Source organism: Arthrobacter sp. LjRoot14 (genome assembly GCF_964253905.1).
Lineage (GTDB): Bacteria > Actinomycetota > Actinomycetes > Actinomycetales > Micrococcaceae > Arthrobacter.
Genome location: NZ_CAXURL020000001.1, coordinates 4,050,356 through 4,072,098, shown reverse-complemented (window position 1 = coordinate 4,072,098; position 21,743 = coordinate 4,050,356). Strand labels below are relative to the sequence as shown.

General features: G+C 65.2%; 21 protein-coding genes. 7 read left to right on the top strand and 14 right to left on the bottom strand.

Going from position 1 to position 21,743, the window contains the following annotated elements; genetic code table 11:
- Positions 1-89: 89 nt before the first annotated feature.
- On the bottom strand, positions 90-1,289 hold the full coding sequence (locus ACSQ12_RS18480; RefSeq protein WP_436066398.1) for an NYN domain-containing protein: 1,200 nt from the start codon (positions 1,287-1,289) through the stop codon (positions 90-92).
- Between the two features lie 103 nt (positions 1,290-1,392).
- The gene (locus ACSQ12_RS18475; RefSeq protein ID WP_436066397.1) at positions 1,393-2,091 is read right to left on the bottom strand and encodes an HAD hydrolase-like protein; all 699 of its coding nucleotides are present in this window, start codon (positions 2,089-2,091) and stop codon (positions 1,393-1,395) included.
- Between the two features lie 99 nt (positions 2,092-2,190).
- On the opposite strand from ACSQ12_RS18475, the gene ACSQ12_RS18470 reads away from it, so the two are divergent.
- Positions 2,191-2,664, top strand: coding sequence for an Lrp/AsnC family transcriptional regulator (locus ACSQ12_RS18470; protein WP_436066396.1), 474 nt, complete (start codon positions 2,191-2,193; stop codon positions 2,662-2,664).
- 13 nt (positions 2,665-2,677) lie between these two features.
- Here the strand turns inward: ACSQ12_RS18470 and ACSQ12_RS18465 are convergent, their stop codons facing one another.
- Complete coding sequence (locus ACSQ12_RS18465) at positions 2,678-4,087, bottom strand: aldehyde dehydrogenase family protein (protein ID WP_436066395.1); 1,410 nt, start codon at positions 4,085-4,087, stop codon at positions 2,678-2,680.
- The gene (locus ACSQ12_RS18460; RefSeq protein WP_436066394.1) at positions 4,080-5,129 is read right to left on the bottom strand and encodes a homoserine dehydrogenase; all 1,050 of its coding nucleotides are present in this window, start codon (positions 5,127-5,129) and stop codon (positions 4,080-4,082) included. The genes ACSQ12_RS18465 and ACSQ12_RS18460 overlap by 8 nt, the downstream gene beginning before the upstream one ends.
- A gap of 300 nt (positions 5,130-5,429) precedes the next feature.
- On the opposite strand from ACSQ12_RS18460, the gene ACSQ12_RS18455 reads away from it, so the two are divergent.
- Both ACSQ12_RS18455 and ACSQ12_RS18450 read left to right on the top strand, forming a co-directional pair.
- A complete protein-coding gene (locus tag ACSQ12_RS18455) occupies positions 5,430-6,887 on the top strand; it encodes an amino acid permease (RefSeq protein WP_436066393.1) in 1,458 nt (485 codons plus the stop codon).
- Positions 6,888-6,998: 111 nt separating this feature from the next.
- Entirely contained in the window at positions 6,999-7,775 is a 777-nt protein-coding gene (locus tag ACSQ12_RS18450) for an IclR family transcriptional regulator (RefSeq protein ID WP_436066392.1), read from the top strand.
- Here the strand turns inward: ACSQ12_RS18450 and ACSQ12_RS18445 are convergent.
- The 3 genes from ACSQ12_RS18445 to ACSQ12_RS18435 are packed head-to-tail and all read right to left on the bottom strand — an operon-like array spanning position 7,768 to position 9,754.
- Positions 7,768-8,529, bottom strand: coding sequence for an IclR family transcriptional regulator (locus ACSQ12_RS18445; protein ID WP_436066391.1), 762 nt, complete (start codon positions 8,527-8,529; stop codon positions 7,768-7,770). The two genes, ACSQ12_RS18450 and ACSQ12_RS18445, sit on opposite strands and share 8 nt — an antisense overlap.
- 44 nt (positions 8,530-8,573) lie before the next feature.
- Positions 8,574-9,323, bottom strand: a complete 750-nt coding sequence (locus tag ACSQ12_RS18440; RefSeq protein WP_436066390.1) for a cyclase family protein — start codon at positions 9,321-9,323, stop codon at positions 8,574-8,576.
- A complete protein-coding gene (locus ACSQ12_RS18435; protein ID WP_307864368.1) occupies positions 9,320-9,754 on the bottom strand; it encodes a hypothetical protein in 435 nt (144 codons plus the stop codon). The genes ACSQ12_RS18440 and ACSQ12_RS18435 overlap by 4 nt, the downstream gene beginning before the upstream one ends.
- 162 nt (positions 9,755-9,916) lie before the next feature.
- Here ACSQ12_RS18435 and ACSQ12_RS18430 point away from each other — a divergent pair, with 162 nt between their 5' ends.
- From ACSQ12_RS18430 to ACSQ12_RS18420, 3 genes are all read left to right on the top strand, one after another.
- On the top strand, positions 9,917-11,293 hold the full coding sequence (locus tag ACSQ12_RS18430; protein WP_436066389.1) for an NtaA/DmoA family FMN-dependent monooxygenase: 1,377 nt from the start codon (positions 9,917-9,919) through the stop codon (positions 11,291-11,293).
- Between the two features lie 75 nt (positions 11,294-11,368).
- Complete coding sequence (locus tag ACSQ12_RS18425; RefSeq protein WP_011693378.1) at positions 11,369-11,701, top strand: ArsR/SmtB family transcription factor; 333 nt, start codon at positions 11,369-11,371, stop codon at positions 11,699-11,701.
- A gap of 12 nt (positions 11,702-11,713) precedes the next feature.
- Entirely contained in the window at positions 11,714-12,211 is a 498-nt protein-coding gene (locus tag ACSQ12_RS18420) for an SRPBCC family protein (RefSeq protein ID WP_436066388.1), read from the top strand.
- Between the two features lie 120 nt (positions 12,212-12,331).
- On the opposite strand, the gene ACSQ12_RS18415 is transcribed toward ACSQ12_RS18420, so the two are convergent.
- Positions 12,332-12,529, bottom strand: coding sequence for a hypothetical protein (locus tag ACSQ12_RS18415; protein ID WP_436066387.1), 198 nt, complete (start codon positions 12,527-12,529; stop codon positions 12,332-12,334).
- A 416-nt stretch (positions 12,530-12,945) separates the two neighbouring features.
- Here ACSQ12_RS18415 and ACSQ12_RS18410 point away from each other — a divergent pair, with 416 nt between their 5' ends.
- A complete protein-coding gene (locus ACSQ12_RS18410; protein WP_436066386.1) occupies positions 12,946-13,662 on the top strand; it encodes a DUF2306 domain-containing protein in 717 nt (238 codons plus the stop codon).
- On the opposite strand, the gene ACSQ12_RS18405 is transcribed toward ACSQ12_RS18410, so the two are convergent.
- The 6 genes from ACSQ12_RS18405 to ACSQ12_RS18380 all read right to left on the bottom strand — a co-directional run bounded on the left by ACSQ12_RS18405 (position 13,622) and on the right by ACSQ12_RS18380 (position 21,686).
- On the bottom strand, positions 13,622-15,397 hold the full coding sequence (locus tag ACSQ12_RS18405; protein WP_436066385.1) for a thiamine pyrophosphate-dependent enzyme: 1,776 nt from the start codon (positions 15,395-15,397) through the stop codon (positions 13,622-13,624). The genes ACSQ12_RS18410 and ACSQ12_RS18405 overlap by 41 nt on opposite strands.
- A gap of 247 nt (positions 15,398-15,644) precedes the next feature.
- Positions 15,645-17,159: an amino acid permease gene (locus tag ACSQ12_RS18400; protein WP_011693374.1), complete on the bottom strand. Its 1,515-nt coding sequence runs from the start codon at positions 17,157-17,159 to the stop codon at positions 15,645-15,647.
- A gap of 75 nt (positions 17,160-17,234) precedes the next feature.
- On the bottom strand, positions 17,235-18,179 hold the full coding sequence (locus ACSQ12_RS18395; RefSeq protein WP_436066384.1) for a glutaminase: 945 nt from the start codon (positions 18,177-18,179) through the stop codon (positions 17,235-17,237).
- Positions 18,176-19,774 carry a PucR family transcriptional regulator gene (locus ACSQ12_RS18390; protein ID WP_436066383.1) on the bottom strand — a complete coding sequence of 533 codons (1,599 nt, stop codon included), beginning with the start codon at positions 19,772-19,774 and terminating at the stop codon, positions 18,176-18,178. Before ACSQ12_RS18390 ends, ACSQ12_RS18395 begins: the two co-directional genes overlap by 4 nt.
- 249 nt (positions 19,775-20,023) lie before the next feature.
- Positions 20,024-20,317: an ArsR family transcriptional regulator gene (locus ACSQ12_RS18385; protein ID WP_209742383.1), complete on the bottom strand. Its 294-nt coding sequence runs from the start codon at positions 20,315-20,317 to the stop codon at positions 20,024-20,026.
- Between the two features lie 67 nt (positions 20,318-20,384).
- Positions 20,385-21,686 (bottom strand): dicarboxylate/amino acid:cation symporter, encoded by a 1,302-nt coding sequence (locus ACSQ12_RS18380; protein WP_436066382.1) that lies wholly within the window; start codon positions 21,684-21,686, stop codon positions 20,385-20,387.
- Positions 21,687-21,743 lie beyond the last annotated feature (57 nt).

The window sequence follows — 21,743 nt, the reverse complement described above, 5'->3', positions numbered from 1 at the left end:
GGGACGGCGTAAGGCAAGGAAGACCGGGACGGACGACGGCGACTCCTCCCTGCCGTCGTCCTCTCACCGGCGCGCCCGCCGCAGGGGAACTAGGCGTCCAGGTAGCCGCCGCTGGCCCAGCGGCGCAGCGCCGCCTTCTCGCCGTCGTCGAACTCCATCAGCGCCACACGGCAGAGCTCTTCCACGTTCTCGGTCCAGGCAGCCGCAAGCCCCTCCGCCGTCGCATTTTCATTGAGCTGGTAATTGACGTAACCCAGACCCTGGACCACAAAGTTCACCGCACCGCGGGACACCGGCTGGCCGGCGGTGACGCAGTCATCCCGGACGAGCCGAGAGAGCTCGTTGCGGTTGACCGGCTGTTCGCGAAGCCGTGACGCCAACGCCTGGAATAGCTGCCGGAACTGCGCCTCGGAGAGTGCGGGCACGTCCGTCACCCTGGTGACCCGTTCCTCGATGCCGGGCTCGACATCGGCATCCGCAGGCAGGTCGTCACTGGAAAACCTGTGAGTGTCCCAGACCCAGCCGCCCCGTGAGGGGGAGTATTCAACACCGTTGCCGATCTGGGCCACCCAGGTCCCGAATTTTCCGTACCCGCCCCAGTCTGTTTTCAGGGATGGGTCCGCCGTGAGTGCACGGTGGGCCACCATGGCTCCGACAACAGGACCCGGGGCAGCCCGGACGAAATCGCAGACCTCCCGGACCGCGGCGGAAACGGTCTTCGATTTTGCCTTGGGTTTTGCCTTCGCCGCCGCCTGTGCCTGCAGCGGCTGGACAGAGGCCACAGCGTGGATTGGCTCCCCGGTGGTGCCGTTCAGGATCGCCACGAAGTCGTGGGACTCCACCACGCTGTCCGCCATCTCGCGGTAGGCGAAGGCCACGGCGCCGGCGGCGATGACCGTGGTCATCTTGTCCGCCGCCCGAAAGCGCTGGATGAGGGACGTGAAATCAGCATCTGCCGAGGCGATGAAGAACTCGTCAATGCCTGCGCTGCCGGACAGCGCGTCCATCGCATCCAGCACCAGGTTGATGTCGGTGCTGGACTTCCCGCGCTGCGTCAGCGACGGGCAGTCGATCACCCGGAAACCGGCACGGGTCCAGTACGTCCGGTACTTCGAGTACACCACCGGGTTCAGGTAACAGTTTCTGATCAGGAAGCGGCGGGAACTTTCGGCGGAGCCGCCGGCGGACAAGGCATCCGCCCAGTGTTTGGGATCCTCGGCGAAACGCTTGGCCGCGAGCGGATCGAGGGCCAGTAACCCCGTGTATACGTTGTCGAAGTCGACAAACATGGCCGCCCGGATTCCGGGCCGTCGGGCAGGGGACGGCGACTCTTTCATCTGCCCAGTGTGCCAGCACGCCGGGAAACCCGCAGCCGCTTGATTCACGACACGCTCAGCTGACGGCGACGCCGGCGGATAGCAGCCGCCCAAGAATATCGGGCGTCTCTGCAACAGCCGAGGCTTCACGGGCCTCCGATGGTTCCCCGTAGCCCCACGAGACAAAAATCGTAGGGATCCGGTGTGCGGCCGCTCCGGCAACATCGTAGCTCCGGTCGCCCACCATGACCGCGCCGGAGATGTCCACCCCCTGTGCGTCGAGCCGTGCCAGCGATTCGGCAATCACATCCTCCTTGGAAGCCCTTCCGGCTGAGTCGGAGGCACCGCAGATGTCAGCGAAGTGACGGTCAATCCCAAAGGCGCGGGCCAGCCGGACCGCCTGATCCTCCACCTTGGACGTTGCCACCGCCATCGGACACCGCAACAGAGCCAGTTGATCCAAGAGGCTGTCAATACCGCCGAAAAGGCCGGATTGCAGGGCCCCTGTTTCGGCGTAGGCTGCGCGGTAGTGCCGGAGCGCGTCCCGGGCGGTTGCTTCGTCCAGGCCGGCGCTGTGCCTGAACGACTCGTACATTGGCGGTCCGACATACTTGAGCAGTTCCCGGTGCGGAGGGACGGGGGCATTCACCGCCCTGAGCGCCCGGGCGGCGCTGTCCATCACCCCCGGTGCGGAGTCCAGAAGCGTCCCGTCCATGTCGAAGAGAATGCAGGTGATGGCGGCGGGCGCCTGATTGTCCCGGTGTGGACGTATCATTTCTGCGGAGCCTTTCTGGCTACGGCATCAGCGCACCCGGTCCGAGGGGCAAGGGTGAACTGATGATTGCGGCGGAGGGTAGGGATGGGCGGGGCGGGTTTGGATCACATCGACCAGAAGATCCTTGCGGAACTCACAAAGAACGCCCGGGTGTCCCATGCCGAACTGGCCGGCAGGGTGCTTTTGTCCCGAAACGCCGTGCGGCAGCGTGTTGACCGCCTGGAGCGGCAGGGCTACATCCAGGGCTACACGATCGTGGCGGGCAGCGTGGGCCAGAGCATGGTTTCCGCATTCCTCATGATTTACCGCAAGGACCGCATGCGGGGTGCCGACGTCCTGGCAGCGCTGCGGACCATTCCCGAAGTGGTCCTCTGCGATGTCCTGAGCGGCGACTTTGACCTGCTGGTGAGGCTGGAGGCACGATCGCTGGACAGGGTCCAGGAGATCTGGGAGCAGATCGCGGCGCTGCCCGGCGTGGGCGATACCGTCACGGCGCTGACCCTGTCCAACGTCATCCGGCGGCGGGGAGCCGACGGGCCCGGAGCCGACATGCCCGGAACAGCCAGGCCTTAGGCCTGCTGCCTCGCTAGCTTCTGATGCAGACCACCTTGGGCTGCGTCATCTCCTCAAGGGCGAACCGGACGCCTTCGCGGCCCATGCTGCCGTACTTGGACCCGCCGAACGGCATGCCGTCAAACCTGTAATCGGAGGAGTCATTGATCATCACTCCGCCCGCCTCCAGATCCCGTGCCGCACCCATGGCCGACGCGAGCGAGCGGGTGAAGATGCCCGCATGCAGGCTGAACTCGATGGAGTTCGCCAGTTCGATGGCTTCGGCGCAGGTGCTGAAAGCCTTGAGCATCACCACCGGTCCGAAGACTTCCTCCTGCCAGAGGCGGCAATCCTCCGGGACAGACTCCAGGACCGTAGGCAGCAGGACATTTCCCTCCGCCCGGTTTCCTGCCAGGATCGTCGCGCCGGCGCTAATGGCCCCGCTGATCTTGAGCTGGACCTCCCGGACCGCAGCGGGGGTAATCATGGGGCCAACATCCGTCCGTTCCTCGGCGGGGTCGCCGGTGACCAGCACGCTGGTGGCCGCCAGGAACTTCGCACGGAATTCGCTGTAGACGGAGCGGTGGACCAGGACCCTCTGCACTCCCACGCAGTTCTGCCCCGCAGCCCAGAATGCGCCGGATACACAGGATTCCACCGCGCGGTCCACGTCCGCATCGTCCAGGACCATCACCGGTGCGTTGCCGCCCAGGTCCATGGCGAGCTTCTTCAGCCCGGCCGTGCGGGCGATCGCCTCCCCGGTCGCGAACCCGCCGGTAAAGGACACCATCCGCACGTCCCGGGTCCTGACGATGGCAGCAGCAACATCCCTCCCGCCGTGGACCACCGACAGGACCCCCGGCAGCAGGCCGGCGTCGAACAGGGCGTCGGCCAGCAGCTGTGCGGACAGCGGCGTGAGGGCTGACGGCTTGAGTACGACGGCGTTGCCCCCTGCGATCGCCGGGCCCACCTTGTGTGCCACCAGGTTGAGGGGATCGTTGAACGGAGTGATGGCCGCAATGATCCCCAACGGCTCACGTGTGAACCAGCCGGTCCGGTCCTCCGATCCGGCGTAGGCGTCGAAGGGGATGATCTCGCCGGCTATCCGCGTTGCCTCCTCCGCGGATAGCCGGAGGGTGTTGACGGCCCGGTGCACCTCCTTGCGTGCCTGGCGGATGGTCTTCCCTGCCTCCGCCACGATGGTCTGTGCAAAGACTTCGCTCCTGCGCTCGATGTCGGAGGCGGCCGTTGAAAGGATGGCGGCGCGGGCATGGCGGGACAGCGACTTCGCCGCCGCGGCGCCCGAGCGTGCCGCGGCCATCACTTCTTCAACAGCGCTGACATCGGTGACGGGGACGTGTCCCACAACCCTGCCGTCGTAGGGACTGGTTACCTCGTGGAGCCGGGGAGCGCGCACAGCCTGCAGGATGGTGGCCTCAGACACGTGCCAGTCCTTCCGCCACCTTGTGGATGGCCATGATGTCGGAGAGCAGCGCATAGGCCGTCTCGATGCGTCCGGCGCCGGGGCCGGAAACCGTCACGGAGCCCAGCAGATCGGTGTCGAACGAAACCGCGTTCGTGGCGCCTGAGATGCCGGCAAGGCTGTGCGCCACATCGACGGCGCGGGGTGCGACGCTTGCCGCGATGCCGCCGTCGGGAGTCCGCCTGGCGGATCCGATCAGCTTCCAGCGCCGGCCGGCCGAAGCGGCTGCCCGGATATCCTCCGGCGTCAGCGCAGAGATTCCCTCCCGGTGGACGTCCTTCAGCTGCAGGTTCCCGCCAAGCAGTTCGTTGGCGAGGATCAGCACCTTCAGTTGCACGTCGAAACCCTCGAGGTCCGCGGCGGGATTCGCCTCGGCGTAACCCAGCTCCTGGGCCTCCCGGACAGCCTCGCCAAGTTCAAGGCCGGCTTCCATGCGCCCCAGAACGTAGTTGCTGGTGCCGTTCATGATCCCTTCGAAGCCGTTGAGCTGCAGGCCGCCAAACATCTGCTTGGCAAGCCGGATCACCGGAGTGCCGCTCATGACGGCACCTTCAAACTCGAAACGGACACCGTGCTGTTCCGCCAGGGCTGCCAGTTCCCGGCCCCGAAGCGCCACGGGCCCCTTGTTGGTGGTGCACACGCTCTTGCCCGCCTCCAGCGCCCAGCGGACGTGCGACACCGCGGGCTCACCGTCGTCGGGATTGGTGAAGGTGGCCTCGCAGACGATGTCCGCTGTGCAGTTGCGGATCACGCCCTCGTTATCCGGCTCCGCGGAGCCGCCGTGGCGGGCAAAGGTTTCGCCGTTGCCGCCCAGCGCCAGGGCCATGGACAGATCAATACCGCCGGCGTCCACAAGGGACCCGAGGCGCAGATCCGTGATGGCTACTACCCGCAGGCCGAAGCCCAGCTCGGCGCGGAGTGCTTCCCCGCGGGCGGCGATCAGCTCAGCAAGGCTGCGGTTCACTCCGCCGAAGCCAATCAGTGCAAGGTCATAGGTGGTCATGCCGTGTCCTTCTCTCGGAATTGCTTGGTGTTTCCATGCTCAGGGCGCTCCGTGTCCGTCCCGCCATGTGATTCCGCCCAAAGGACTACGCAAAGTGACCAAGGATGACGCCATACGTATCGTCGGCCCTTAACAATCGTGCAATATATGCATCTAGGAATGTTTTTAAAGATCAAAAAGGCGTTTTGGTGTTACTTTCATCACGGTGGTTGGGTTTGCCGGTCTGGTCCCCAACGCCCTCCGAGGCTTTCCGGTGCATCCATCCCGTTCGCACCTCGACTACTCTCCCGGGAGCAATTCATGGAACTTTCTTCCACAACCCGCTTGGATCCGCAGGCTTCTTCATTAGCTGAATCGGGACCCGCCGAATCAGGGCGCGGACCGGCGCCGGGGCTCCAGCGATCCATGGGACCGCGGCACCTGGTGATGATCGCCATGGGCGGCGTCATCGGGTCGGGCCTTTTCCTCAGTTCGGGCTACACGATCTCCCAGGCCGGCCCGCTGGGCGCGGTTCTGGCGTATCTCGTAGGCGCCTTCGTCGTGTACCTCGTTATGGCCTGCCTCGGCGAGCTGGCCATCGCCTATCCGGTCTCGGGCGCGTTCCACATCTACGCTGCCAGGTCCATCGGTCCGGCCACCGGTTTCACCACGGCCTGGCTGTACTGGCTGTGCTGGGCCGTGGCCCTGGGATCTGAGTTCACCGCCGCCGGTCTGCTCATGCAGCGATGGTTCCCGGGAATCGAGGTGTGGGTCTGGTGCGTCATCTTCGCCTCCGTACTGTTTGCCCTGAACGCCGTCTCGTCGCGGTTCTTCGGCGAATCCGAGTTCTGGTTTTCCATCATCAAGGTGGGCGCCATCGTCGTCCTGATTGCCTTTGGCGGCGCCGCGCTGGTGGGGTTCCACCCGCTGGCCGGAGGTCCCCACCCGTTCCTGCTCGAGAACTTCAACACCTCGGGTGGACTGTTCCCCAACGGCTTCTCCGGAGTCCTGGTGACTGCCCTGGCGGTCTTCTACGCTTTCTCCGGCTCGGAACTCATCGGCGTCGCAGCGGGGGAAACGGCAAATCCCGAGACCAGCATTCCCAAGGCAATGCGGACCACGGTGTTCCGCCTGCTGATCTTCTTCGTGGGGGCCATCGCTGTCATCGCCGCCACCATCCCCTTTGACCAGGTGGGCCTGGACGAGAGCCCCTTCGTCACCGTCTTTTCGTCCATCGGCATTCCCTATGCCGCGGACATCATGAACTTCGTCATCATCACCGCACTGCTCTCCGCCGGAAACAGCGGCCTGTTCTCCTGCGCAAGGATGCTCTTTTCCCTGTCCGAGGAAGGGCACGCGCCGAAGGCATTCCGGAAACTCACCAAACGGGGGATTCCCCTCATCGCCCTCTGCGTCAGCATGGTCGGCGGCTTGGCTTCGCTCATCAGCAGCGTGGTTGCTCCGGAATCGGTCTATCTCGCGCTGGTGTCTGTCGCCGGGTTCGCTGTTGTGGGGGTCTGGATGTCCATCACGGCTTCACACTTCTTCCACCGGCGGGCCTTCGTGCGGAACGGCGGGAACATCGACGACCTCGCCTACAAGGCGCCGTTGTTCCCGGTGGTCCCGATCCTTGCCTTCTCGCTGTGCCTCATCTCGCTGATCGGCATCGCTTTCGACCCGAACCAGGTCGCAGCCCTGTACTTCGGCATTCCGTTTGTGGGCGCCTGCTACGCGTTCTTCTACTACAAGTACGGACGGCGGCAGCAGCTCGCCAAGTAGCCCGCTGCGGCAGTCCTGCGTCAACCCGCCGGCCCGGCGGCCCAACCAGTGTTGGGCCGCCGGCGCTGTGTGAGAATGGGCGTTGAAGTCCACCAGAGGGAGCGGTTCAGCTTGGAATTGTCGGAAGCGTCATCGCTGGGCCAGGGCCTTCGCATTGTCCGGCTGATCGTCGACCGTGAGAAGCGTGGCAGGGGACTGCTGGGGGTATCGCAGCTCGCCGCCGAGCTGGAGATGGACCAAAGCCGCGTGTCCCGGCTTACCCAGGAGCTGTGCGAGCTGGCCATTCTCGAGCGGGTGGAACGCGGACCGTTCCGTGCCGGTCCGGCCTTCTTCCAGCTCGCGGCCAGCCTCAATGTCGGCTGGATCGGCCAGGCCAGGAGCGAGCTGGAACTTTTCGTGGCGGAGTTCGGGCTGCGGGCCCGGCTGTCAGTCCGGGACGGTGTCCGGGTGATCCTCCTCAGGACGTCGAGCAATGACGGCGTGCTGGGAAGCTTTGTGAAACCGGGCATGGTCACACCCGTCTGGTGCACGGGATCAGGCCGTGCCCTCCTCTGGGACCACGCGGCAGCCGAGGTTGAAAATCTACTTCAGGGCATGGACTTCATCGGCGTGGGCGGCCCCAGGGCGGCCCATTCCGTGCCGGAAGTCTGCGAACTGATGGAACGTGACCGTCCGCAGGGCTTCATCAGGGCGGCCGAGGAGTTTGAGCACGATGTCCATGAGCTGGCCGTGCCAGTGCGGGATCCGGGCGGAAGCGTCAGCGCAGCCCTCTCCGTCCTGGGCAGCCGTGCCGCCGTTGAGCTCCGGACGGGGGAAATTGCCGATGCGCTGCACTCGGCAGCAAAGCGCCTCGCCGCGGCGGGTTCAGGCGGTGCCGGAATCAGCTAGGACGCCCCAGGGCCGCTTCAAGCCGGCCGCCCCACTTCAGGGCCGCAGCGGCAATTTCTTCGCACTTCGGCTCCAGCCGCGCCTTTGATCCGACCACCTGCAACGCGGCAATGGTCTCGCCGCGGAAGTCGCGCACGGGAACGGCCACGGAGTACAGGTGAGGCTCCGCCTCTTCATCCACCACGGAATATCCGCGCTCCCGCGCCCCGGCCAGGCGGGCAAGGAAGTCGTCAATATCGGCGGGAGTATTGGGGCCATGGCGCACGAATTCGGTATGGCTGAAGACGGCCCGGACCTCGGCGTCGCTGGAATCCCACAGCAGCGCCTGGCCGGCGTCGCTGCAGTACGCGGGGTAGGGCCGGCCGATCCACGAGCCCACCATCGTGCTGTTGGGCGGGACATGCTCGCCGATGGTTACGGTGCTGTCCCCGTTGAGGACGCCCAGGAAGCAGCCTTCGCCGGTATCCTCGACCAGCCCCTCCAGCGCCGTCAATCCCTCGGTGCGGAGCCTTTGCTCAGTGAGTAACTGCGCATCCGTGTAGAGGCCCCAGTCCAGCGAATACTCCCGGTGCCCGCCACGGAGCAGGAAGTGCTCCTGCTGGGCGGCCTTCAGCCCGCGGGAGATCTGGCTGCGGTCCCTGCCGAGATCTGCGGCGATGTCCCCGACAGTCGCGCCCCGCGCCCCGCCCTTGTGACGGGACCCGACGGCGAAGACGACTTGCATTCCGCGGCCCATGCTGGAGATCTTCGACATGGATCCGATCTTAGTTCCTGGCGCCGGAGGGAAGGGGGTTGCCTTCAGTGGATCGCGAAGACCCGGGCCGGGAATCCACTTCCGCCTTGCGGCTTCGGCCAGGTAGCCACCAGTACAGCCCCTGATTCGGGCAGGCCGTCCAGATTGGCGAGCAACTCTATCTGCCAGCAGTCCCGGGCAAGGATGTACGTTTCCAGGCTGAAATCCTGGTTCGACGTCGCCTTGCCCGGGTCCGTGTCGGTCTGCTCGTGGCCGATCGCCGTGATGTTCCGCTCGCCGACCAGGAAGGACAGCACCTCCAGGGACCAGCCCGGGGTGTGGCTGACGCCGTCGGGACCCCGGTTCGCCATGGCCTCCGGGTCCGGCCAGCGGCTGCTCCAGCCGGTCCGGAGCGCCACGAACGCGCCCGCCGGAATCCTTCCGTTGCGCTCCTCCCATGCGCTGACGTCATCCAGCGTGGGTGTCGCGTCAGCGTCACCCACGGCCCGCGCGCTGATGTCCAGCACCACCAGGGGCAGCACCATCTCATCCACCGGGATGTTGTCCAGCGTGCGCCCGCCCCGGATAAAGTGCGACGGCGGGTCGACATGGGTGCCCCACTGGCCGACGATGGAGTAGACGTGTGCCGTGAAGCCGTCGCCGTTTTCCAGGTCGAAAAGAGCCGTCCTGCGTTCGTCCGGAAAAGCAGGGAAGTGTGGCTGGCCGGGGTGGAAGGCGTGCGTCAGATCGGTGAACGACCGGCCGGACAGCAACGACTGGAATCCTTCCCAGAGCCCGGTGGCCTGGACTGTCATGACGCCCGCCCCAGGGCCGGACGAACAGACGCTGCCGTGGAAACCCGGACCGGCTCGGAAAGTTCGATGACCGGCACCTCCCACGGGTGAACTTCGATCATGCGCTCCACGAGCCGGCTGACGGCTTCGTCGGACAGGTCGGCGTCCAGATACGTGGTCAGGACAAAGGTGGGCGAAAAGGTTCTTTCGTCTGCGCGGCCGAAGGTGGGATTTGCTCCGGCCGAGGCCGTGAACCCCTCGAATCCGAGGCTCGATTCGAAGACGTGCCGGTAGTTCCCGAAGTCCCCGAGATCCGGGCAGGACTCCAGTGTGTCGAAAAGTGACGAGAGGCCCGGGTCCGCCTTCAAGACCTCCAGGTCACCCTCCACCAGCCGCCTCAGGGAACCTGCGCCAATGGGCCAGTGGACGCGGAGTTTGCGCACACTTTTCATTCCAATATCCATGCCTTGATGCCTCTTCCTTCGATCGTCAGGAGCCGTCCGTGCGGCTTTTGAATCATCCTGACAGACTGTGATGAGCAGCACAAGCATATTTACTTGTATATGATGCACGTATCTTGACATTGTCCCGTCCACGAAAGCGAAGTGATTCCCTTGAGCACCCCTGCCGCCCCGCTGCTTTTCGCCCTCTACGAACAGGCAAGCGTCGGTTGCGGCGGTGCCCCGAGCCTGTGGACGCACCCGTTGGATGACCGCCTGGGGGTAAATTCCCTGGACCGCTGGCGGGATGTGGCAGTGACTGCGGAACAGGCCAACCTTGATGCGCTGTTCTTCGCCGACGTGCTGGGCCTCTACGACGTCTACGGCGGATCTGCCGACGCCGCCCTCGGCTGGGCCGTGGAAGCGCCGGCGAATGACCCGTTCATCTACGTCCCTGCCCTGGCGGCGCTGACGGAGCGGCTGTCTTTCGTCATCACGGCCTCGACCACCTATGAGCACCCGTTCTCCCTGGCCCGGCGCTTCGGCACCCTGGACCACCTCAGCAACGGCCGGATCGGCTGGAACATCGTCACGTCCTACCTTTCCAGTGCGGCCAGGAACTTCGGCATGGACGAGATGCTCAAGCACGCTGACCGGTACGGCCGCGCCGATGAGTTCATGGATGTGTTCTACAAACTGCTGGAAGGCAGCTGGGCGGGCGACGCCGTCGTCGGCAGCAAGAGCGAAAAGGTGTACGCGCGCCCCGGTGCCGTCCAGCCGATCAATCACGACGGCGAGCATTTCCGCGTGGACGGACCGTCCTTGACCTCGCCGTCGCCGCAGCGGACCCCCACCCTGTTCCAGGCGGGGTGGTCTCCCCGGGGCCGCGAATTCGCCGCCAAGCATGCCGAAGTGATCCTGCTGCCCAAGAAGGACCCGCAGGAAATCGCCGCGGGGCTGGCGGACATCAACCGTAGGGCGCTGGAGGGCGGCCGTCCCGCCGGCGAGGTCCGTTCCATGGCGCTCGCCCGGATCATCACCGCGCCCACGGCGATCGAAGCGCAGGAAAAGTACGAGGAACTGCAGCGCAACTACCACCTGGAGGCGCAGCTGGTCAGCTATGCCGGCGACACCGGGATCGACCTCAGCAAGTACGCCGACGACGAGCCGTTGGCCACGGCGTCCAACGGACTCACCTCCTATGTGGTCAAGGGGGCGCCGCAGGACCGGCCGCTGACCGCGGGGGACGTGCGGCGCAAATTCTCCGAGGTCACGCGCGGAACGGACCTGCTGTTCATCGGCACGCCGGAGGATGTCGCCTCGCAGATCCAGGAACACTCGGCGGCGTCGGGGCTGGATGGCTACATGATCAACCCGCTGGTCAGCCCGGGTTCCCTGAACGACTTCGCCGAACTGGTGGTGCCGGAGCTTGCCAAGAGGGGGCTCTACGACACGGAACCGAAGAAGGGTACGCTGCGCTCCCGGCTCCGTACCGACGGTGCGGACCTGATGGCGGGCACGGCTTACGGGGCCGGATTCCGCCAGCATTAACCCGTTGACAGCGTTAACCCGTTGACAGCGCTAACCCATTGACACCCGGACACGACAGTCATAATCTACAACCAAATGGTTGTAGATCAGTTGAGTGATGCCGACGTTGACCGCCTGTTCCAGGCACTTGCGGATACCACCCGCCGGGACATCGTCCGGCGGGTGGCCGTTGCGGATTATTCCGTTTCGGGGCTGGCTGCGCTCTACGCCATGAGCTTCGCCGCCGTACAGAAGCACGTGGCGGTGTTGGAGCGCGCTTCCCTGGTCACCAAGGAGAAGCGTGGAAGGGAGCAGATCGTGCGGGGTAACCGTGAAGCCCTGCAGAAAGCCCGCCGGCTGCTTGACGAGTATGAAGCGATCTGGCGGCAGCGCGCCGAGCGGATCGCAGACATTCTGGCTGAAGGATAGGAAGGTTGCGCAATGCCTGTTATCAGTTCCACCAAGAATCTCGAGGCCCTCAGCCTGACCCTCGTGGCGGAGTTCGACGCCGGCGTCGAGCGTGTCTGGCAGATCTGGGAAGACCCGCGCCAGCTGGAGCGCTGGTGGGGCCCGCCCGCCTATCCGGCCACGTTTGAACGGTTCGACTTCCAGCCCGGTGGTAAGGCCGGCTATTACATGACCACCCCCGAAGGCGAGAAGCCCCGCGGCTGGTGGAAATTCACCACAATCCAGGCACCGAACCAGCTGGAGTTCGACGACGGGTTTGCCGACGAAAACGGCGACCACGTTGAAGCCATGGGGATCGCCCACGCCACCGTCACCCTCGAGGACCTCGGCGGACGCACCCGCATGACCATTAGGTCCACCTTCGAGTCCGAAGAGCAGATGCAGCAGATGGTGGAGATGGGTATGGAGGAAGGCCTGAAGGAGGCAGCCGGGCAGATCGATGCCCTCCTTGCCGAGCACTCCCATGCCTAGTGGCCCTCCGGACCATCGCTGACGGAATACCCCGAAAACGCAAAGCGGACGACGGCGGGAGAATCCCGGCGTCGTCCGCTTTGCGTTGTGTTGAGCCTGACTTACCAGGCTGCGGCTTTGCTAGATAGCGGCGCCCTGGGCGGCGCTGCGGTTCAGGCTCACCGTGAAGGTATTCGGCCCGCTGAGGGTGACTGCAACATCGTTCCGGTGGGCATTGGCCTTCGTGGAAATGTCGTGCACCAGGGCGTCCAGTGTGTGGTCGATCGCGGAGCGGTCCCAGATCTTAAGGGTCACGGAGTGATTGGTTTCGAACGTCATTATTCGGTGCCTCATTCATCAATTTGGTCATGGGCTTCGCGTCGGCGCGGAGCCCGGGACGGGTCTATCCGTGAACGCTCAGAGGCCTTGCGCAGCTCGGCGAGCTCACTGGTTTGGCCTCGTTGCGTCCACCAGGTTGGGTCGTTCTAAGCCGCTGCATTCCCTGCGCCTCAGCGCGGAAACAAGGGCTGGTGAGGCTGTGAAATCGCATTCTCAGCCGTCCTTTCCATGATGCCCGGAGGGGCGGCGGCGGCTCAAGCCAGGATCCGTTCATTGCGCGTGAGACTCATCACAAACCTGCTCGCGCGGCCGCTCGTGGACCGGTCCGGCGCACTTCCTTGACAAGTGTACGGCGTACACCTATCGTCTCTCCCAAGAGGTGTACGCCGTATACCTATCCCGCGAAGGGCCCGGCCATGTCAACTGAAACCATCACTTCCGCCGCTACGTCTGTCCGGCGCCCCCGGCTTCGCTGGCCGGTGCCCGCCGGACTTATCCTGCTCAGCCTCATTCCGGTGATTTTCGGAGCACTCCGGCTGGCCGAGCTGTCGTCCGGTGCAGCGGTGACGCCGCAGAACGCACGCTTCTTCGCGTCTCCCGTCCCCGTGGTGACGCACATTGTCAGCGTCACCGTCTACTCCCTGCTCGGAGCGTTCCAATTCGTTCCCTCGCTCCGCGGCAGGCGCGGCTGGCACCGCATCGCCGGACGCGTCCTCATTCCGGCCGGCCTGCTCGCAGCTCTCTCCGGACTGTGGATGTCCGTCTTCTACCTCCTCCCGGACGGCTACACCGATGTCCCGCTGCGGCTGTTCTTCGGCTCGGCCATGCTGGTGAGCATCGTCCTGGGGATCCTCGCCATCAGGCGCCGGGATTTCGCGGGACACAGCGCCTGGATGACGCGTGCCTATGCAATCGCCGTCGGCGCGGGAACCCAGGCCCTTGTAGGTATTGCGTGGCTGCTTCTGGCCGGCCCCAGCGATGCGCCCACGCGGGCAGTGCTGCTGGGAGCGGGGTGGCTGATCAATGTGGCGGTGGCCGAGTACGTCATCCACCGCCGCACCCGGCGGGCGGCGGGCGGAGTCCGCCGGCCGGTCAGTACGCCTTCACCCGCTGTTCCACGATCAGGTGAATGAGCGCGAACGTCCCGTCCCGGTCGATGGCCCGGAACGCGGCGTCGAGGGCGGACGGGACGCCCTCGTCATCGGTGACGGTGACGCCGAACCCGCCAAACGCTTTGGCCATGAGGCCGAAGTCGGGGTTCTTCAGCTGCGTCCCCGACACCCGGGACGGGTAGTGGCGTTCCTGGTGGGTGCGGATCGTGCCGTATTCCTGGTTGTCCATCACGATGATGAGCGGCGTGGCCCCGTACTGGGCTGCCGTGGCCAGCTCCTGCCCGTTCATCAAAAACTCGCCGTCGCCCGCGATGGTCACCACCCGGCGCTGCGGACTGGCCAGCGAGGCGGCGATGGCGGACGGGATGGAGTAGCCCATGGAGCCGTTCCTGGCGCTGATCATGGAGGCGTAACGGCGGGTGGGGAAGTAGCGGTGCGCCCAGTTGGTGTGCTCGCCTGCCCCGAACGTCACCATGGCATCCTCAGGCAGCCGCGGGACCAGGTTGGCCATCAGTGTGTCCATCCGGGCGGGCCCCTCAGCCGGCGCGGCCGGCGGCAGGGCGGCAAAGGAAGTCTGTTCGGAGCGCATCCTTGCCGTCCAGGCCTTCCACTCATCCTTGACGGGCAGGTCGATGCCCAGCAGGTCGCGGACGAAGGCATCCGGTTTGGCAACGATCTGCCGTGAGACGGGCCCCGACCGGCCGCGCAGTGAGGGGTCGATGGTCACCAGGAAGTTCTGCTTGTTCCAGTCCTGGCGGCAGACAAACCCGTCCGTGATCACGTCCCCGGGCACCGTCCCGACAAAGACGAGCAGGTCGGTTTCCTCCAGGAGGTCATACGTGGGGCGGGGGCGTCCGTAGCCGATCGGGCCCACGTAGGACGGCGAATCAAAGGAGACCGTACCCTGCGTGCGCCATTCCGCAGCGGCCGGGATGTGGTGCTTTTCGAGCCAGCCGGTGAGCTGGCCCGCCGCCTCCTGGGTCCAGTCGTTGCCGCCGGTGACAAACAGCGGCTTCTTGGAAACAGCCAAGGCACTGGCGAGGGCTTCGGCATCCGTGGTGCTCATGCCGCCCGCAGCCACGGGGATGGTCGGGTGCAGCGCCGGATCGATCTGCTGCCGGATGATGTCCTCCGGAAGGCCAACGACGACAGGACCGGGCCGCCCGCTCATCGCCGCAAACATGGCTTCCGCAACGATCTCGGACGCCCGCTCGGCGTGGTCCAGCACCATGACGCGCTTCGCCCCGGTGTCGAACCAGGCCTTGATGTCGAATTCCTGGAACGCTTCGCGGTCACGGTGCGCAAACGGAATGAGCCCCACGAAGAGCAGCATGGGGGTGGAGTCCTGCCAGGCGGTGTGGAGCCCCACATGGGCGTTGGCCGCGCCGGGGCCCCGGGTGACCATGGCTACTCCCGGGCGCTGGTTCATCTTGCCGTCGGCTTCGGCCATGTACGCGGCACCTCCTTCGTGCCGGCAGACCACCGTGTCGATGTCGGAGCCGTGCAGCCCGTCCAGCACGTCCAGGAAGCTTTCGCCGGGAACAACGTAGGCGCGTTCCACCCCGTGGGCTGCGAGGGAATCCACAATCACGTGCCCGGCGGATTTCAGGGTCCCGGAGCCTGCCGTCCTGCCGCGGGGGTTCAGTGTTCCGGGGTCAGCCGAGGAGGCCGGCTGTACTGCGAGGTGATGGATGGCGCCGCCGTCGATGGGAGTGGTGTCGGTTGCTGTCATGGTGGATGCGGATTCCGTTGTCATCTCTGCTTGTCTTCTGGGGTTGGGTGTTGGTTTGAGTGTGTTGGGTGGAGCGCCGGTGGCGCCTAGTCGGTTTCCGGTCCGGTGCAGAAGAAGCAGCCGTCCTCGCAATTGTCCGTCGTCTGGTTTTCCGTTGACGCCCCGATGGGTTGGGGGCTTAGCAGGTCTTGTCGGTTCATGGCGGGCTTTCGTCGGTTGTTGGTGGGGTCTGGGACTGCGGGGCCGGGGGAAAATGCGGGCGGGTGGTCGCTTATCGGATGGGAGTTCTGTTGGCCACCACGGGCGCGGCGCCCGTGTATCCGTTCCGGACCTCGGCGATTTCATGGATCCGTTTCCGGCAGGAGTACCAGCCCGCCACCATCAGCGCGCAGGCCACGAGGGTCACCAGCAAGGTAAGCGGGGAATCGATGAACACCATGACCAGCACGCCCAGCAGGAACAGCAGGCTGAGGTAGCCGGTGTAGGGCGCACCGAACATCCGGAAGGCGGGACGCTCCACCCAGCCCCTGTCCGCCCAGCGTTTCAGCTGGATCTGGCACACCACGATGGTGGCCCACGTGACAACGATGCCCACCGACGCCACGTTCAGCACGATTTCGAAGGCCTGCGCCGGGACGAGGTAGTTCAGCGGGACGCCCAGCAGCGAAACCACCGCCGTGAGGGCGATGCCGCCGTAAGGGACACCTGCCTTGTTCATGCGGGCGGCGAACCTGGGGGCGGAGCCGGCCATGGACATGGAACGGAGGATCCGGCCGGTGGAGTAGAGGCCGGCATTGAGCGAGGACAGGGCGGCCGTGAGGACCACCAGGTTCATGATGACGTCCACGCCCTCGATGCCCAGCGAGCCGAAGAACGTCACGAACGGGCTGACGCCCTTCTCGTACGACGTGTAGGGAAGCAGCAGTGCCAGAAGGAGGACGGAACCGACGTAGAACACCGCAATGCGGAACACCACCGAATTGATGGCCTTGGGCATGATCTTCTCCGGGTTCTCGGTTTCACCGGCGGCGGTGCCCACGAGCTCGATGGAGGCGTAGGCGAACAGCACACCCTGCATCAGGATGATCATGGGCAGCAGTCCGGTGGGGAAGATGCCTCCGTTGTCCGAGATCAGGCTCAGTCCCACGTCCTGCCCGTCCACCGGCGTCCCGAAGATGACAAAGTACGTGCCGATGATGAGGAACGCCCCCAGGGCTGCCACCTTGATGAGGGCGAACCAGAACTCCAGCTCGCCGAAGACCTTCACCGAAACGAGGTTGAGGCAAAGAACCACGACCAGCGCGATCAGGGCCCAGGTCCACTGCGGCACCGCGCCCATCCACGGGACGTACTTGCCGAAGAAGTTCATGTAGAGCGCCACGGCGGTGATGTCCACGATGGTGGTGGTGGCCCAGTTGATCCAGTAGAACCACCCCGAGATGAAGGCGGCCTTCTCACCAAAGAACTCGCGGGCGTAGGACACGAACGAGCCCGACGACGGCCGGTGCAGCACCAGTTCGCCCAGCGCCCGGAGGATCAGGAACGCGAAGAAGCCGCAGACGGCGTAAGCGATCACCAGGGAGGGGCCGGCCGCGTTGAGGCGGCCGCCGGCGCCAAGGAACAGGCCGGTGCCAATGGCGCCGCCGATCGCGATCATCTGGATCTGCCGCGCCTTGAGGCCCTTGTGATAGCCGGCGTCTTCCGCGTGGATGAGGGAATCGGGTGCGTGGGCGTGGCCGCCGTCGGCCTCGTACAAAGCAACCTCGCCATTGGGGTTGTTGGACATGGGTGTTCCTTTCGACCTGTCAAAGATCTAAATGGGGGTTCTAACGGGAGTTATTGGAAAACGTGGGTGAGCGGGTCAGAACACGGACCAGCCGGTGCGGTCGGCCAGGTCCGCGAGGGCCGCAGTCCCGGCCAGGGAGTTGCCTTTGGAATCCAGCCGGGGGCTCCAGACGCAGATGGCCCCTTCGCCGGGAACGATCGCCAGGATGCCGCCGCCCACACCGCTCTTCCCCGGAAGTCCCACGCGATAGGCAAATTCGCCGGCCGCGTCATACATGCCGCACGTGAGCATGATGGAGCTGATGCGTTTGGCCTCGCTCCGGGAGACCACGGTGCCCTGCGCGCCCCGGCCGTCCTGTGCGAGGAAGAGCGCGGCCTTCGCCGTCTCCACGCAGGTCATCATGATGGAGCACTGCCTGACATAGTTCTCCACTACCGCCTGCGCCGGGCGCCGAAGGTTGCCGAAGTCCTTCAGGAAGTGCGCCAATGCAAGGTTTCGGCTGCTGTTGGCGAGCTCGCTCTTCGCGGCGTCCTCGTCGATGAACGGGCCCTGCCCGCCAATGCGGCGGCCCGCTTCGCGGGAGAGGAAGCGCAGGAGGTGTCCGGCGGCGTCGGGAAATCCTTCCATGAGATGGTCGGTGACCACCAGTGCGCCGGAGTTGATGAACGGGTTCCGGGGGATCCCGTGCTCCACTTCAAGCTGCACCAAGGAGTTGAAGGACGTGCCGGACGGTTCGCGAAGGACCCGGGACCAGAGCGCGCCGGGGTCATCCGCGCTGAGTGCGAGGGCCAGCGTGAAGACCTTGGAGATGCTCTGGATGGAGAAGGGAACGTCGGCGTCGCCGGCGCTGAACACGTCCCCGGCCGAGGTGGCCACTGCAATGCCGAAGCGGCTGAACGGCGGGGACGAGAGATGGGGGATGCCTGCGGGAACTGATCCTTCTTCAGTCCGCGGCCGGTGGTTTCGCACGATGTCGTCCAGGACCAGGTCGAGAGGCGGCGAGTCGAGTGCTGTCGTCATGGGTTGCCCGGGTGCTCCTTATGCTTGCCGGCCCACTCCTGGATGTGGAGCAGGGCGACCAATGAATGGCGGGGATCGGTGAAGTTCAGGCCGGTCACGCGGCTGGCCTTGCTGATCCTGTAATAAACGGTGTTCTTGTGCAGCTTCATGCGCTTGGAGCATTCGCTGACGTCCAGGGACGCCTCGAAATACACCCGAAGGGTCTCGGCCAGTTCCCTGTCATCGCGGAGGAGGGACCAGAGGCTGCGGTGGCGGAAAGCCGAGGCGGTGAAATTCTCCAGTGCTTCCTGGAAGAGGATGTCCACTTCGAAATCGTCCACGGTGGCCACGCCGGCGGTCCCGGACCGCCGCATGCAGCCGAGGAGGGCCTCCGTTTTGGCGGTCACCGAATGGATGGACAGCAGATCAGGGGCGACCGGTCCCACGGCGGCGAAGGGACTGATGCCCAGGTGCTTTCCGGCGTCCCGGACGATGGCTTCGGCCAGGCTCCGCAGTCCGGCTTCGGCGTTGGCGGACTGGAGTGCCGGGATGATCACTGCGGTATCGCCGTTGAACTGTCCCACGACGGCTGACTGTTTGTAGGCGGCCGCATGGATGGACGCGAGGTTGGCGAGTTCCCCGTGTTTGAGCGCTGCATCGTCGGCTTGTGCGTCAATTGCTGACATTCCGATCAGAATGAGTGCCGCGGGGCGGTCCGCCGGGATCTTCTCGCTGTGGGCGCTCGCCGCGGCTTCTGCCGGACCGGAGAGGATCCGCGCAATCCGGTCCTGGCGCATGTGCACGGACTGCTGGTTGCGGTAGCGGATCAGCTCGGCGGACGCCCGTGCAGCGGATCCGGTGAGGACGTAGTCGACGTCGGCCCCGAAACCGCCTCCGGTTTCCTGCAGCCAGATGTACCCCATGATGCGGTCGCCGGCGAACAGCGTGATGGCTATGCGCTCACGCAGTCCGTCCTGTGGCCGGGCCGGAACCCTGACTGGCAGGCGTGTCCGGTGCAGTTCGCGGTAGGCGCCGAGGTCCTTGAGGAGGAGTTCGTATTTCCGCGGACCGCGGCGGGCAAGGATCGATGCCTTGCGGAGTTCGTCGATGTCATTCGTCACCGTGGAGTACGCCAGGACCTTGTTGGCGGCGTCCTCGATGACAACGTGGCTGGACGTCAGGCGTGCCGTGGTCTGCGCGATGGCGAACAGGTCTTCTTCCAGCAGCGTCAGCACTTCGCTCTGGTAGCTGCGCGGCGCGGTGCGGTCCTTGGCGATGGACAGGAGCCGGTCCCAGTCGGCGGCCGGGTCCACCAGCAGAAGGCCTGTTCCTGCCGCGCGGAGCAGCTCTTCGGCTTCCTCAAGTTCACCCTGACTGCCCTTGACGGCAATCACCAGGGGAGGATTCTTCAGAAGGCGCCGCAGCGCGGGCAAAGCGGAGCGCCCGCGAACCCCGATCAGCAGGACAAAGGCGGCCCCGCCGTCGGACGTTTCGTCGTCGGAGTCAACGATCAGGAAGCGTTCAATCGGGGAATCCGCGCGGGACGGCCGGAGGATGAGGCTGGCGAAACCCAGAGGGAGATCCGACAGGATGTCGTCCACTGTAGCTGCGGCCATGGGCTTCCTTCTGCGTTGATACCCCGCCGGACGGCTCTGTCCGGTCACCCCATGCTATCCAGAGCATTTCGCGGAAAATATGGATGCCGGACTAAATCCGGCGCTGCGTTTTAGGTCCCCGTACCAAGGCGCTGCCGGCCGGGGGAGCGGACAAGGAACGTCGGCTTTTGCGGCACTCCGCTTAACGCACAGCGGACGACGGCGGGTGGTCCCGCCGTCGTCCGATTGCCGGGTGGCCGGCGCCGCCGGTCAGGAATCCGGCTCTGTCTTTCCAGGGGCGAGGGCGTAGAAGGGCGTGAACCGGCCCCTTTCGCCGGGGGCGATGTTGGAGCGGACGATCGAAGCGCTCTCAAGGGCGGCCAGATGGTGCCTGACGGAGTCCCGGCAGGAGGCGATGCCGTTACTGATATCGGCTACCTTGCTAGCGCCATTGCTTGCCAGGTAGTCGATGATTTGTGCCCTGATCGGTGTTCTCCGCGTCCTTGCCGTCCGCTCGAGGGTTTGCACGTCCTTCGGGCGCTGCAGCTCAAAATCAGCGGTCATTGGCTATGGCCTTTCATTCGGTGGGGTGGTGGGATTTGGTTGGAACGAGGTGGCCGGACGAGGTCCGTTAGTGCATCGAAACGCGCTCAGGCTCCCTGCTGAATTCAGCGTCCAGCGCGTCGGGGGACGTTCCGGAAGGCACCGCTTCGGGGCGGGAGGCGGACCTGTCGTGCTTCTGGCCGATGACCGCGGTGGCGATGGCATTTCCCAGGATGTTGGTGGCAGTGCGGCCCATGTCCAGGAGCTGGTCGATCACCAGCAGCACGCCAATGCCGGCGGCGGGGATACCGAAGCCGGGGACCACGGCGGCGACCACGACGAGTGACCCGCGGGGCACGCCGGCCATGCCTTTGCTGCTGAGGAGGAGCATGGCGGTCATCGCGATCTGCTGGCCAAGGTCCATGTCGATGCCGTAGGCGTTGATCAGGAAGACCGAGGCAAAGGTCATGTACATCATGGAGCCGTCCACGTTGAACGAGTAACCCAACGGCAGCACGAAGCCGGTGGTGCGCTTTTCGATGCCGAACTTGGTCAGGCCTTCGATGAGCTTGGGCAGGGCGGCTTCGCTGCTGGAGGTGGCGAACGCGATCACCATGGGTTCACGCACAATCCGGACCAGGCGGAAGGCCGCCCGTCCGAGGAAAGCGACCGCGACGGCGATCATGATCGCCCAGAGCGCGGAGAGGGAAACGTAGAAGCCGCCGATAAACGAGGCGTAGGTGGCAAACGCATCCAGGCCCTTGGCCGTGAAGGCTGCCGCGATGCCGGCAAAAACGCCCACCGGGGCCGCCTTCATCACATATCCGGTGACCTTCAGCATGACGCCCATCAGTTCGTCGATGGCATCCGCTATGGAGGAGCGGCCTTTCTTCCGGAGGTTCAGCAGGGCGATGCCGAAGAGAGCGCCGAAGACGAGGATCTGAAGGGGGTTGTTTTCGGTCAGTGCAGCGAAGACGCTCGTGGGGATGATGTGGGTAACAAACGCCTGGTAGTCGAGGGGCTTCGTTTCCATCCCCGCGTCACCGCCCGGCATCAGGTTGAGCCCGTCACCGACGTTGAGCACGTGGGCGGTGATGAAACCGAAGGCGCCCACCAGGACGGAGGCGGACAGGAACCAGATCATGGAGCGCCCAAAGAGCTTGCCCACGCCTGCGGATTTGGCCGCGCCCGCGATGCCTGAGACGAGTGTGGCGAAGATCAGCGGGGCAATGATCATTTTGATGAGGTTCAGGAACATGTGCGTCACGGTGTCGAGGACCGCCACGACGGACCCGCGTGAGTCCGCCGGCAGCAGCCAGTGGAAGAGCAGACCGCTGAGGATTCCGAAGACGAGTGCGGCCAGAATCCACATCGTTGATTTGTTTTTCATAGTCAGTCCTTGGGTAGAGGCCGGGATATGTGGGCACGGCGGTGTGCCCCTGCTCCC